The sequence below is a fragment of the Dermacoccus sp. MPR-E5 genome (assembly GCF_058809565.1).
Map to the genome: position 1 here is coordinate 139,696 of NZ_JBXASS010000007.1, position 13,008 is coordinate 152,703.

The following is a 13,008-nucleotide window of genomic DNA, read 5'->3' on the forward strand; positions in this document are numbered from 1 at the left end:
CCGAGTGCGCGGGGATACACTGACGTGTTTTGTTCGACGGCCGCGACGAGGTGAGGAGTGGCATGCCCGACTCCCTCACGCCTGCCGAGCGTTCGATGCGCGACCTGACGCCGTCGCGTGACGACTTCTCGCTGAGCACCACCGAGCCGCCGCCCCGCTTCGTGAGGGCGCTCGTGCGCCCGCTCGGTGGCCGCCCAGCGCTACTCATCGAGTTGTTCCTGTTCTGGATGTTCTTCCAGTACTTCACGTTCGCGCAGGAGCACATCCGCGGAGAGCACGACGAGTCGGTCCGGCATGCGCACCGCCTGTTCGACCTGGAGCAGTGGCTGCGCATCGACATCGAACGATGGCTCAACTCATCGCTCGCCGAGGTGCCCGTCCTCGCGCAGGGCGCCGGGTACTACTACGGCATGGTGCTCGCGACGGTGCCCATCGCGCTCGCGTGGGCCTGGTGGATGAACCCGGACGGGTTCCGGCGCCTCAGACGGTTGCTCATCGCGATGACGCTGCCCAGCCTGCTCGTGTTCTGGTTGCTGCCGATGGCCCCGCCCCGGTTCGCCGTCGACGGCATGATCGACGTCAACGCCGTCTACAACATCATGGGCGGTCGCCTCGCGCGTGACCCGTCGCAATCGGCCAACCTGTACGCCGCGATGCCGAGCCTGCACTGCGCCTGGTCCACCTGGGTCGCCTACGTCGTGTACGACACGTGGAAGCGGGGCCGGCCCGTGTGGGCCCGCGCCGCCTGGCTCTACCCGCTCGTCACGTACTGGGACGTCATGGCGACGGGCAACCACTTCGTCCTCGACGTCGTCGGTGGCATCGCACTCTTCTGTTTCGGTCTTCTGTACGTCAACCTGCTGCGCGGGGCCGAGGTGAAGATCTGGGACGAGGACCCGGGGTTCACTTCGGCGGCATACGCAGCGCACCGTCGAGACGAATGACCTCACCGTTGAGCAGCGGGTTCGCGACGATGTGCTCGACGAGTGCCGCGTACTCGCTCGGGCGGCCGAGGCGCGAGGGGTGCGGCACGACCTTGCCGAGCGATTCGCGCGCCGCTTCCGGCAGCCCCGCGAGCATCGGCGTCTCCATCGTGCCGGGCGCGATCGTCATGACGCGGATGTGGCTGTCGGCGAGGTCGCGCGCGGCGGGGAGCGTCAGCCCGACGATGCCGCCCTTGCTCGAGGCGTAGGCCGCCTGACCGATCTGGCCGTCGTAGGCGGCGGCGCTGGCCGTCATGACGATGACGCCGCGGTCACCGTGCGCGTCCGGTGCGCCGTCGTCGGTGGGGGAGGGCTCGTTCGCGACCATCGCCTCGGCGGCCAGACGCAGCAGGTTGAAGGTGCCGACGAGGTTGATGTCGATGACGGTGCGGTACTTCTCGAGCGCGTGGACGCCGTTCTTGCCGAGCACGCGCCCCGGGGTGCCGACCCCGGCGCAGGCGACGGCGATGCGCAGCTCACCGAGTTCGGCGGCGGCGTTGACGCCCTGGCGCACCTGCTCCTCGTCGCGCACGTCGGTGGGGACGAACAGGGCGCGCTCGCCCAGGTCGTCGGCGACGGCCTGGCCGTTCGAACTCGGTAGGTCGGCGATGACGACGGCCGCGCCGTCGGCGTGCAGGCGGCGGGCGGTGGCCTCGCCGAGGCCCGAGCCGGCACCGGAGATGAGAGCGACGGTGTGCTGCGTGATCTTCATGTGACGCACTCTAACGAGCGGTGCGAATGAAATGTGGGGTGGGTCACCCTCGTTCCCGCGGCGCCTGGCTCGTCGTGTCGCTCCGACGACGCGGCGGCCCCGCCTCCGTGCGCCCAGATGCACCTGCGTGCAAGAGCACCCGGGTGCATCTGGGCGCAACAGGGTCGGGCGAGGCCGTCGCGATGGTGCAGGAGGGCAGGAGGAGCTCGCGCGCTGAGGGGTCAGCGGTACAGCGTGACGTCGGTGGCCTTGACGCTCGCTGCGACGTGCGAGCCGCGGTGCAGGCCGAGTTCGGTGACGGCCTCGAGCGTCACGTCGGCCACGAGATCGGCCGCGACGCCTGCGTCACCCCGCAGGTGCACGCGGGCCGACGTCCCGGTGTGCTCGATCTGCTGCACGACGAGCGGCCAGGTGTTGCGAGGCGATCCGGCGGGCACCTCGCGCCACAGCGAGACCGCGGTCGGCGCGAAGGCCGCGAACGCCCGCTCGCCCGACGGCGGCACGTCGGCGGCCATGATGCGGGCGCCACCCGGTGTCGTGATGGCGCGACCGTCGCTCGTCCCTCGCCACAGGTTGAGGCCGACGACGCGGGCGGCGAACGCCGTGCGCGGATAGCGCACGACCTCCTGCGGCGGGGCGAGCTGCGTCACGCGCCCGGCTTCGAGGAACAGCAGCCGGTCGGCGAGCGTCAGTGCCTCCAGCGGGTCGTGGGTGACGAGCAGGGTGACGGCGTCGGTGCGCGCGAGGCGCTCGCCGAGCAGCGCGCGCAACTCGTCGCGGCCGCTCTGGTCGATGGCCGAGAGCGGCTCGTCGAGCAGCAGCACCCGAGGGGCGAGGGCCAGTGCACGGGCCAGAGCGACGCGTTGTGCCTGGCCTGACGACAACTCGTGCGGACGGCGGCTCGCGAGGTCGGCGATGCCCACCTGCTCGAGCTCCTGCCGCGCACGACGGCGCGCGGCGGAGCGCGATACGCCCCGCGCCCGCAGCCCGAACGCGACGTTCTCGAGGGCGTCGAGATGGCCGAAGATGTCGCCCGCCGCGGTCATGAGACCCACCTGACGGCGGCCGGGGGGCACGGCGTGACCGCGCCCGTCGTCCCAACAGGCTTCCCCGACGCGCAGCTCACCGCTCGTGAGATGTTCGAGGCCGCTGATGCCGGCCACGAGCGTCGACTTGCCGCTGCCGTTGGGGCCGAGCACCCCGAGCACCTCGCCCGGAGCGCACGTGAACGCGGCCTCGAGCTCGAACGAGCCGCGCCGCATCGTGCCGGCGAAGCTCAACCCCTCCGGTTCGGGCGTCTCAGGCGGTTCGGGCGAGAAAGACGGGTTCATCGCACACCGCTCCAGCGTCCGCGCAGCAAGGCGAGCACGACGAGGCAGATGCCGAGCATGAGGGCCGCGAGGGCGGTGGCGGCGTCCTGACTGATGTCGAGCGCCTGATACACCGCGAGGGGGCCCGTCTGGGTCGTGCCGGGGAAGCTGCCGGCGAAGGTCATCGTCGCACCGAACTCACCGAGAGCGCGTGCCCAGGAGAGCGTCAACCCCGCGAGCAGGCCGGGCGCCGCCATCGGGATGAGGACGCGGCGCAGCGTGTACCAGCGGCTCGCGCCGAGCACGGTGGCGGTGCGCGCCCACCGAGCGTCGATGCCGCGGAACGCGCCTTCGGCGGCGACGACGAAGAACGGCATCGCGACGAACGTCTCGGCCAGCACGACGCGCACCCACGAGTAGGGCAGCGACGTGCCGAAGCTGTCCTGCAGCACCGTGCCGATGAGGCCGCCGCGCCCCCACGCGTCGAGCAGGGCGACACCGGCGACGACGGGCGGCAGCACGAGGGGGACCGTGACGAGCGCCCGCAGCCACGCGGCGGCACGCCCCCGCAGGCGTGAGAGCCACCAGGCGAGAGGGGTGCCGAACAGTGCGGACAGGGCTGCCGTCGTCGTCGTGGTGCGAAGCGACAGCAGGAGAGCTTCGCGTGTGCCGGCGGTCTGCAGGTCGGCGGCGAAGTGCGACCAGCGCACCTCCAGCAGCAGCGCAACGAGCGGGACGACGACGAACGCGACCGCGACCGCTGCGAACACCCCGAGCACCACACCGCCGGCATCGGGGGCGCGGCGGGTGGGGCTCGTTCTGCTGGCGCTGGGGGCGCTCACGTCAGCTCGGCGAGCCGAACCCGGCGTCGCTCAGCACCTTGCGGCCCTCGGCGCCGGTGATGAGCTGCACGAACTGCTTGGCGTACTCGTTGTTGCTCCACGTCGCGATCGGCAGCGTCGTCTTGACGTTCGAGCCGGACGCGATATCGACGCCCGTCACCTTGTCACCGGCGGCCTTGACGTCCGTGCGGTACACGACCGCGGCGTCCGCGTCACCGGAGGAGACCTTCGCGAGCGTCGACTTGACGTTCTGCTCGTAACTGACGACGTGCGCGTGGACGTTCGCCTTCGCCAGCGCCTTGTCGGCGGCGCGCCCGCACGGCACGGTCTTGGCGCACAGCACGGTGCTGACCTTCGCGAGGCTCGCGAGGTCGGTGACGTGGCCCGGGTTGCCCTTGGGCGTCGCGATCTCGAGTTCGTTCGTCGCGAAGTCGGTCCAGGTCTTGCCCTGCGTGATGTCGGCCGGCATCGTCTTGGGCGTCGTCGTGTCGGCCATGGCGACGACGTCGGCCGGTGCACCACCCTTGAGTTGGCGCACGATGTCCTGGCTGCCTGCGAAGCTCATCTTGATCTCGACGCCGGGGTGGTTCTTCTCGAAGTCCTCGGCGAGCTTGGTGAAGCTCTCGGTGAGCGAGGCCGCGGCGAGGACGGTGATGGTCTTGCTCGAGCTCGCCGTGGCCGAGGAGCTGCCGGCGGCGTTCGAGCCCGACGAGTTCGTGCTGCTCGACCCGCCGCAGCCGGACAGACCCAGCACGGCGGCGGATGCGGTGGCGGCGGTCGCCGTCGTGAGGGAACGATTCATCCTCGTGGCCTTCTGTCTCTCGGTCGGCTGATCGGATCGGTTCTCGGGGCGAGGACGCCGGGGTGGTCAGGCCCGTCGGAACAGCTCGGCGGCGACGCTCGGGTCGATCGGCATCGGGTGGGGGCGTTTCGCCTCACGCCCGTCACCCGAGCTCGTGCCGCGCAGGCGGCGTTCGATCCACGGGCCGAAGTATTCCTTCGACCACTCGGCGTTCTCCGCCAGGCGCTGACGGGCTGGCTTCGGTTCGAGCGGCGGGAGCAGGTCGAGCCAGTCGCCCTCGGTCGGCAGGCCCAGCGTCCACGCCGCCTGCTGCGCGACACGGCGGTGGCCCTCGGGGGACAGGTGCAGGCGGTCGGCACCCCACATGCGCATGTCCCGCAGTGCACGCATGCCCCACACGTCGAGCACGTAGCAGTCGTGTCGCTGCGCGATGCCCCACAGGTTCGCGATGTGCCAGCTGATGCGCGGTCGCAAGCGGGTCATGATCTTCGAACCCGTGGGGTTGACCATCGTCGCGAGCATGACGTCGGCTCCGGCGTCCTTGAGGCGGACGACGGCGGCCTCGAGCTGATCGGCAACGTCGTCGAGGTCGACGTTCGGGCGCATGATGTTGTTGCCGCCGCCGACCATGCTGACGAGGTCGGGCTGCATCGCGAGCGCGGCGTCGAGCTGCGGGCCGACGACGTCGGCGAGCAGCTTGCCCCGGATCGCGAGGTTCGCGTACTCAAATGCGTGCCCCGCGCCGTCGGCGACCTGAGCGAGGTCGACGGCGAGCCGGTCGGCCCAGCCGAGGTAGGCGTCGTCCTGACGCGGGTCGGGGTCGCTCATGCCCTCGGTGAAGGAGTCACCGATGGCGACGTAGCGCCGCCACGTCCGCTCGTGGCCGCTGCGGGCCGCGGGCGCCTCTTCGGCGGTACGGGTGTCGGGGGTCGTGTCTGTCACGGGATGCGCCAATCGATCGTGTGCGTGCCGAGTTCTTCGAGCAGGGCGTTGGTGCGGCTGAACGGCTTGCTGCCGAAGAAGCCGCCGCGGGCCGACAACGGTGAGGGGTGGGCCGACTCGACGGTCGGCGTGTCGCCGAGGTGCGGCGCGAGTGAGCGCGCGTCGCGCCCCCACAGGATGGCGACGAGGGGCTGCTCGCGCTCGACGAGCGCGTTGATCGCCGTCGCGGTGACGTGCTCCCAGCCCTTGCCGCGATGGCTCGCCGGCTTGCCGGGCTGCACCGTCAGGACGCGGTTGAGCAGCAGCACCCCCTGATCGGTCCACGCCGACAGGTCACCGTGCTCGGGTGGGGTGATATCGAGGTCGTCGTGCAGTTCGGTGTAGATGTTCGCGAGGCTGCGGGGGATGGGCCGCACGTCGGGTGCGACGGCGAAGCTCAGGCCGATCGGGTGCCCGGGCGTCGGGTACGGATCCTGGCCGACGACGAGGACGCGCACCTCGTCGAACGGCTGCGTGAACGCGCGCAGCACGGCGTCGCCCGCAGGCAGGTAGCCGCGCCCCGCGGCCACCTCGTCACGCAGGAACGCCCCCGCGGCGGCGATGTGCTCGGCGGCGGGCGCGAGGGGTTCGACCCAGCTCGGGTGGACGAGTTCGTCGTACGGACGAGGCATGTGTCCAACCTATCGCGCGGGTCTGACAACCCGCCCCGAGCGCGGTTGGAACGGGCCGGGCGGCCTCGTATCCTGAGCGGATGGCCATGATCGAGACCCCCGCGGGTGCCCACGTGCCCGGTGACGCCGACGCGCCCGGGCTGAGCGAGCGCGACCGTGCGATGCTCGCCTTCGAACGCGAGTGGTGGAAGCTGCCCGGCGCCAAGGAAGCGGCGATCAAGGAGCGCTTCGGGCTGACGAGCACGCAGTACTACCAGCAGCTCAACAAGCTCGCCGACACCGAGGCGGCGCTCGCCGCGGATCCGTTGCTCGTCAAGCGGATCCAGCGACGCCGCGCGGGGCGTCGACGCACCGTCTGAACCGCGGCTCAGCGCGCCGCCACGTCCCCGCATGTCGCCGCTCTCGTGGCGCCGCAGCCCATCTTGGCAGCCGCACGACAGACGTCGGGGTGCCGCTATGAGCGAACAACACGCGGGTGCGTGCGCGGAGGGTTTGCACTCGGTGGGGGCGAGTGCTAATCATGGGGTTAGCACTCTGATCGTGAGAGTGACAAAAGCCTGACTGCAGCAGTGAGGGTTCGGGGCGCGCCGACATGACCGGCGCGTGATCGGGCCCGTCCGTCGCGGGCGCTGATGTGGTCGATCCGAACGTCACGTGGAGGAACCACAGCCATGGCCAAGACCATTGCTTTCGACGAGGAGGCCCGTCGCGGCCTCGAGCGCGGCATGAACACGCTCGCCGACGCCGTGAAGGTGACCCTCGGCCCCAAGGGCCGCAACGTCGTGCTGGAGAAGAAGTGGGGCGCCCCCACGATCACCAACGACGGTGTCTCGATCGCCAAGGAGATCGAGCTGGAGGACCCGTACGAGAAGATCGGCGCCGAGCTCGTCAAGGAAGTTGCGAAGAAGACCGACGACGTCGCCGGTGACGGCACGACGACGGCCACCGTCCTCGCCCAGGCGATGGTGCGCGAGGGTCTGCGCAACGTCGCGGCCGGCGCGAACCCGATGGCGCTGAAGCGCGGCATCCAGACGGCCGTCGACGCCGTCAGCAAGCAGCTGCTCGAGCACGCCCAGGAGATCGAGACGAAGGAGCAGATCGCTGCGACCGCGTCCATCTCCGCCGCTGACCCGCAGATCGGTGAGCTCATCGCCGAGGCGATGGACAAGGTCGGCAAGGAAGGCGTCATCACGGTCGAGGAGTCGAACACGTTCGGCCTCGACCTCGAGCTGACCGAGGGCATGCGCTTCGACAAGGGCTACATCTCGGGCTACTTCGTCACCGACACCGAGCGCATGGAGGCCGTCCTCGACGACCCGTACATCCTCATCGTCAACTCGAAGATCTCGAACATCAAGGACCTGCTGCCCGTCCTGGAGAAGGTCATGCAGTCCGGCAAGCCCCTCGCGATCATCGCCGAGGACGTCGAGGGCGAGGCCCTGTCGACGCTCGTCGTCAACAAGATCCGCGGCACGTTCAAGGCCGTCGCCGTCAAGGCTCCCGGCTTCGGCGACCGCCGCAAGGCGATGCTCGGTGACATCGCTATCCTCACGGGCGGCCAGGTCGTCTCCGAGGAGGTCGGCCTCAAGCTCGAGTCGACCGAGCTCGACATGCTCGGCCGCGCCCGCAAGATCGTCGTGACGAAGGATGAGACGACGATCGTCGAAGGTGCTGGCGACGACGAGCAGATCAAGGGCCGCGTGGCGCAGATCCGCGCCGAGATCGAGAACTCCGACTCCGACTACGACCGCGAGAAGCTGCAGGAGCGCCTCGCGAAGCTCGCCGGCGGCGTCGCCGTCATCAAGGCGGGTGCCGCGACGGAGGTCGAGCTCAAGGAGCGCAAGCACCGCATCGAGGACGCTGTGCGCAACGCGAAGGCAGCCGTCGAGGAGGGCATCGTTGCCGGTGGTGGCGTCGCGCTCATCCAGGCGACGAAGGACGCCGAGTCGGCCTTCTCCGCTCTCGAGGGCGACGAGGCGACGGGTGCGAACATCGTTCGCGTCGCTGCCGAGGCTCCGCTCAAGCAGATCTCGACGAACGCGGGCCTCGAGCCGGGCGTCATCGTCGAGAAGGTGCGCTCGCTTCCCGCCGGTCAGGGTCTGAACGCTGCGAGCGGTGAGTACGTCGACATGATCGCCTCGGGCATTATCGACCCGGCGAAGGTGACGCGTTCGGCGCTGGAGAACGCTGCGTCCATCGCGGCGCTGTTCCTCACGACCGAGGCCGTCATCGCTGACAAGCCGGAGAAGAACGCCGGCGCTGACGCTGCGGCGGGCATGGACGGTGGCATGGGCGGTATGGGCTTCTGACAAAAGCACGTACGCCACGGCTGGCGCCCCCCGAGCGAATGCGAGGACGGGGGCCGGCCGGAGCGGAGTGTGAGGAAGAAGCCCGAGAGAGCATGGGCTTCTGAGAAAGCGCGCCTCCACGGGCTGACGCCCGCCTGAGTGAATGCTCGGGCGGGCGTCAGCCTTTTGTCGTCCAGGCGGCACTCCCTCTCGCGATGTTGCCCGGGTTTCGGGCGTGCCGCGCCTCGAATCGCGGGCAACATCGAGGCGGTTGACATGCGCATCTGCGCATATGAAACTAGGTGCATGTCGTTGCAGCATGCGTTGCTCGTGTCCCTCGCCGAGCGCGAGGCGAGCGGGTATGACCTGACGCGGCGCTTCGACCGTTCGCTCGGGTTCTTCTGGAGCGCGACGCACCAGCAGATCTACCGCGTCCTCGCCAAGATGGCGGACGCAGGCCTCGTCGAGGTCCGCACCGAGGCGGGCGAGGGTCGCCCCGACCGTCGCGTCCACACGATCGCCCCGGCCGGTCGTGCGGAACTACTCGCATGGACGCGCACACCCACCCCGAGCGAGACGCTGCGCTCCGAGTTCGCCGTCAAGGTGCGCGGCATGCGCTTCGGCGACGCGGACGCCGTCGTCGCCGACATCCGCCGTCATCGCGACGAGCACGCCGCCCAGCTCGCCTACTTCGAGGCCAACTGCGCGAGGCACTACCCCGATCCGTCATCCCTCAGCGACGAGGAACGTCCGACCTACGCCGTCCTGCGCGGGGGCATCCGTACCGAACGCGCCATGCTCGAGTGGTGCGACGAGATGGTGGCGCTGCTCAGCGGCGAGACGCTGCCCACCCCCTGCGTGCAGGTGCACCCGGGTGCACCTGCACGCAGGGGTGAAGACGGTGATGAGGACGCGAACCTGAACGTGGACGTCGACGGGAACCTCGCGGCGAGCGTCGCCGTGGACGACAGAGCGCACGACGTGAACGACAGACCGCACCACAACGAACGCACCCCAGCACCCGGGAGAACACGATGAGTTACGAGCACCTGCTCAGCCCCCTCGACGTCGGTGGCATCACGCTGAAGAACCGCGTCATGATGGGCTCGATGCACACCGGTTTCGAGGACAAGGCCAAGGACTTCCCGCAGCTCGCGCGCTACTTCGCGGCACGCGCCGAGGGTGGCGTCGCGCTCATGGTGACGGGCGGTTTCGCGCCGAACATCACCGGCCAGCTCGGCCCGATGGGTTCGATGCTGACGGCGAAGCGGCAGCTCGGGCGGCACAAGCTCGTCACCGACGCCGTCCACGAGCACGACGGGCGCATCGTCATGCAGATCCTGCACGCGGGCCGCTACGGCTACACGCCCTGGAGCAAGAGCGCGTCGAACAAGAAGTCGCCGATCACGCCGTTCGGCACGCGCGCGATGAGCACGAAGGACGTCGAGAAGACGATCCGCGACTACGCGAACTCGGCGCGCCTCGCGAAGGAGGCCGGCTACGACGGCGTCGAGATCATGGGCTCCGAGGGCTACCTCATCAACCAGTTCCTCGCCGCCCGCACGAACGACCGGACCGACCGTTTCGGTGGCTCCGCCGAGAAGCGCATGACGCTGCCGCGCGAGATCGCGCGCGCCGTCCGCGATGCCGCCGGCGACGACTTCCTCGTCCTGTACCGCATCTCCGTGGCCGACCTCGTCGACAACTCCCAGACGTTCGAGGAGATCGCGACGCTCGCGCAGCACCTGCAGGGTGACGTGTCGATGTTCAACTCCGGCATCGGCTGGCACGAGGCGCGCATCCCGACGATCGTGACGTCGGTGCCGCGCGCCGCGTTCGCGTGGGCGACGGGCAAGCTGCGCGCCGAGGTCGACATCCCCGTCATCGCGAGCAACCGCATCAACACCCCCGAGGTGGGCGAGCAGATCATCGCGGACGGTCTCGCGGACATGGTCTCGATGGCGCGTCCGCTGCTCGCGGACCCCGACTTCGTCAAGAAGGCGCAGGCGGGCCGCGCCGACCTGATCAACACGTGCATCGCGTGCAACCAGGCGTGCCTCGACCACACGTTCAGCGGCAAGAAGGTGAGCTGCCTCGTCAACCCGCAGGCCGGACGCGAGGGCGAGCTCGTCCTGCTGCCCGTGCCGAAGCCGCGCGCCAAGCGCGTCGCCGTCGTCGGCGCGGGCCCCGCCGGGCTCGCCGCCGCGACGAACCTCGCCGAGCGCGGCCACGACGTCACCCTCTTCGAGGCACGCGACCACCTCGGCGGCCAGTTCCGTCTCGCGATGAACATCCCCGGCAAGGAGGAGTTCGCCGAGACGCTGCGCTACTTCATGACGCGGCTGGACGAGTTGAAGGTCGACGTCCGCCTCTCGACACGTGCCGACGCCGAAACGCTCGACGGTTACGACCACGTCGTCCTCGCCACGGGCGTGACGCCGCGTCGCCCCGCCATCGAGGGCATTGACCACGCGAAGGTCGTCATGTACGACGAGTTGTTGCGCGGTGAGAAGGTCGCCGGTGAGCGCGTCGCCGTCGTCGGTGCCGGTGGCATCGGCTTCGACGTCAGCGAGTACCTGCTGCACGAGCCGCACGAGAACCTCAAGCACTGGATGGAGCGCTGGGGCGTCACCGAGTCGGAGAACGTGCCCGGCAACATCGTCGAGAAGGTCACGGAGGAGCCGCGCCGCCAGGTCTACCTCGTGCAGCGCAAGCACACCGCGCTCGGCAAGGGCCTGGGCAAGACGAGCGGCTGGGTGCACCGCCAGACGCTCAAGGACTCGAAGGTCGAGTTCATCGGCGGCGCCACCTACGACAAGGTCGACGACGCCGGCCTGCACCTGACGATCACGCCCACGCCGCCGCGCGCCGTCGGGCCGCTGACGAAGGCGTCGAAGAAGACGGGCCTGCCCCTGACGATGGTGCCGCAGCTCAAGGCCCTCGACGCGAAGTACGCGAGCGTCCCCGCCGAAGCGAAGGCGAAGTTCGAGGGCCAGGAGCCGACCAAGCGCGTGCTCGACGTCGACACCGTCGTCATCTGCGCGGGTCAGGAGTCGGTGGCCGACACGTTCGGTCTCGACCCGGCGAAGGTCACCGTCATCGGCGGTGCCGACGTCGCCGCAGAGCTCGACGCGAAGCGCGCCATCAAGCAGGCCACGGAGCTCGCCGCGGCGCTGTGACGAACCGTCGGGCCCGACACGTCGTCGGGCCCGACGGCCGGCAGGTGCCGCGCTCAGGCGGTGACCCAGCGGCGCACGTTGTTGTCCTCCGCCGTCGAGTACTCGCTGCTCGTGAGGTGCAGCGTCGAGCTGATCGTGTCGAGCGTCGACTTCAGCTTGTTCATGTCGGTGTTCCACGTCGTCATGAGCGAGGTGAAGTTCGTCTGCGCCGAACCCTTCCACTGCGTCTGCAGCGTCGTCAGCTTCGTGTTGAGGTTCGTCAGAGACGTCTCGAGGTCGGTGACGAGCGTCGCGGTGTCGGTGCCGTGAGCGGAGATCGCGTCGGAGTCGACGGTGTACTGCGATGCCATGATGTGCCTTTCGTGGGGCGCGCGGGCTGCTCCCGTGGCGCTTGCCTCCGACGGTAGGCCGACGGCGCCCACCCGTGCTTCGGGCCGTCCACAGAGCCACGCAGCCGTCACAGCTGTGGATGAACGAGCCTGTCTCGCGGCCCGGGGGACGGTTGTCGGAGTGGACAGCTACCTTGGCATCATGACGAAGCGTGTGGTGGCAGCCGAGGCCGACGGCCTGACGATGGCCTACGGCGAGGATGACGCCCGGGTGCTCGCCCTCGACGGGGTGAGCCTCGAGCTGTTCGAAGGGGAGTTCACCGCCGTCATGGGCCCGAGCGGCTCGGGCAAGTCGACGCTCATGCACTGCCTCGCGGCGCTGGAGACGCCGACGTCGGGGCGGGTGTTCATCGGTGACGTCGAGGTCAGCTCCCTCGACGACAAGCGCCTCACGCGGCTGCGGCGCGACCACATCGGCTTCATCTTCCAATCGTTCAACCTCGTGCCGACGCTGACGGCGCGCGAGAACATCATGCTGCCCGCCTCGATCGCGGGCAGAAAGGTCGATCAAGAGCTGTTCGACGACGTCATCGATGCCGTCGGCCTGCGCGAACGGCTCGGGCACCGTCCGAGCCAGCTGTCCGGCGGCCAGCAGCAGCGCGTCGCGTGCGCCCGGGCGCTCGTCACGCAGCCCGACATCATCTTCGCGGACGAACCGACCGGCAACCTCGACTCCCGCTCGGGCGAAGAGGTGCTGTCGTTCCTGCGCCGCAGCGTCGACCGACTCGGCCAGACCATCGTCATGGTGACGCACGACCCCGTCGCCGCGGGCTTCACCGACCGCGTCGTCTTCCTCGCGGACGGACGCGTCGTCGACGAGATGCGTGAGCCGACGTCCGAGCGCGTCCTCGATCGCATGAAGGCGTTCGACGCCGCCGCGAGGCGCTGAC

The 13,008-nt window shown here is 69.7% G+C and carries 13 protein-coding genes; 6 read left to right on the forward strand and 7 right to left on the reverse strand.

Going from position 1 to position 13,008, the window contains the following annotated elements; genetic code table 11:
• The first annotated feature begins 62 nt into the window (after window positions 1-62).
• Complete coding sequence (locus tag AC1RS9_RS07370; RefSeq protein WP_492920994.1) at window positions 63-944, forward strand: phosphatase PAP2 family protein; 882 nt, start codon at window positions 63-65, stop codon at window positions 942-944.
• On the opposite strand, the gene AC1RS9_RS07375 is transcribed toward AC1RS9_RS07370, so the two are convergent.
• From AC1RS9_RS07375 to AC1RS9_RS07400, 6 genes are all read right to left on the reverse strand, one after another.
• Complete coding sequence (locus tag AC1RS9_RS07375) at window positions 904-1,695, reverse strand: SDR family NAD(P)-dependent oxidoreductase (protein WP_006943715.1); 792 nt, start codon at window positions 1,693-1,695, stop codon at window positions 904-906. The genes AC1RS9_RS07370 and AC1RS9_RS07375 overlap by 41 nt on opposite strands.
• Before the next feature lie 221 nt (window positions 1,696-1,916).
• Window positions 1,917-3,026, reverse strand: coding sequence for an ABC transporter ATP-binding protein (locus AC1RS9_RS07380; protein ID WP_235006213.1), 1,110 nt, complete (start codon window positions 3,024-3,026; stop codon window positions 1,917-1,919).
• Complete coding sequence (modB, locus tag AC1RS9_RS07385) at window positions 3,023-3,847, reverse strand: molybdate ABC transporter permease subunit (protein ID WP_313956482.1); 825 nt, start codon at window positions 3,845-3,847, stop codon at window positions 3,023-3,025. The genes AC1RS9_RS07380 and modB overlap by 4 nt, the downstream gene beginning before the upstream one ends.
• 1 nt (window position 3,848) lies before the next feature.
• Window positions 3,849-4,649 carry a molybdate ABC transporter substrate-binding protein gene (gene modA, locus AC1RS9_RS07390; RefSeq protein ID WP_006943714.1) on the reverse strand — a complete coding sequence of 267 codons (801 nt, stop codon included), beginning with the start codon at window positions 4,647-4,649 and terminating at the stop codon, window positions 3,849-3,851.
• 66 nt (window positions 4,650-4,715) lie between these two features.
• Window positions 4,716-5,591, reverse strand: a complete 876-nt coding sequence (locus AC1RS9_RS07395; RefSeq protein ID WP_006943716.1) for an SGNH/GDSL hydrolase family protein — start codon at window positions 5,589-5,591, stop codon at window positions 4,716-4,718.
• The gene (locus AC1RS9_RS07400) at window positions 5,588-6,262 is read right to left on the reverse strand and encodes a uracil-DNA glycosylase (RefSeq protein WP_006943720.1); all 675 of its coding nucleotides are present in this window, start codon (window positions 6,260-6,262) and stop codon (window positions 5,588-5,590) included. The genes AC1RS9_RS07395 and AC1RS9_RS07400 overlap by 4 nt, the downstream gene beginning before the upstream one ends.
• A gap of 80 nt (window positions 6,263-6,342) precedes the next feature.
• Between AC1RS9_RS07400 and AC1RS9_RS07405 the strand changes: the two genes are divergently transcribed.
• From AC1RS9_RS07405 to AC1RS9_RS07420, 4 genes are all read left to right on the forward strand, one after another.
• Entirely contained in the window at window positions 6,343-6,621 is a 279-nt protein-coding gene (locus AC1RS9_RS07405; protein ID WP_006943707.1) for a DUF3263 domain-containing protein, read from the forward strand.
• Window positions 6,622-6,933: 312 nt separating this feature from the next.
• Window positions 6,934-8,571, forward strand: coding sequence for a chaperonin GroEL (gene groL / locus AC1RS9_RS07410; RefSeq protein ID WP_006943711.1), 1,638 nt, complete (start codon window positions 6,934-6,936; stop codon window positions 8,569-8,571).
• Window positions 8,572-8,856: 285 nt separating this feature from the next.
• Window positions 8,857-9,588, forward strand: coding sequence for a PadR family transcriptional regulator (locus AC1RS9_RS07415; RefSeq protein ID WP_492920999.1), 732 nt, complete (start codon window positions 8,857-8,859; stop codon window positions 9,586-9,588).
• Window positions 9,585-11,729 (forward strand): NADPH-dependent 2,4-dienoyl-CoA reductase, encoded by a 2,145-nt coding sequence (locus AC1RS9_RS07420; protein ID WP_136788824.1) that lies wholly within the window; start codon window positions 9,585-9,587, stop codon window positions 11,727-11,729. Before AC1RS9_RS07415 ends, AC1RS9_RS07420 begins: the two co-directional genes overlap by 4 nt.
• Before the next feature lie 53 nt (window positions 11,730-11,782).
• Here AC1RS9_RS07420 and AC1RS9_RS07425 read toward each other — a convergent pair whose 3' ends face one another.
• Entirely contained in the window at window positions 11,783-12,079 is a 297-nt protein-coding gene (locus AC1RS9_RS07425) for a WXG100 family type VII secretion target (protein ID WP_006943722.1), read from the reverse strand.
• A gap of 181 nt (window positions 12,080-12,260) precedes the next feature.
• Here AC1RS9_RS07425 and AC1RS9_RS07430 point away from each other — a divergent pair, with 181 nt between their 5' ends.
• Window positions 12,261-13,007 (forward strand): ABC transporter ATP-binding protein, encoded by a 747-nt coding sequence (locus tag AC1RS9_RS07430; protein ID WP_170957280.1) that lies wholly within the window; start codon window positions 12,261-12,263, stop codon window positions 13,005-13,007.
• The last annotated feature ends 1 nt before the right edge of the window (window position 13,008 follow it).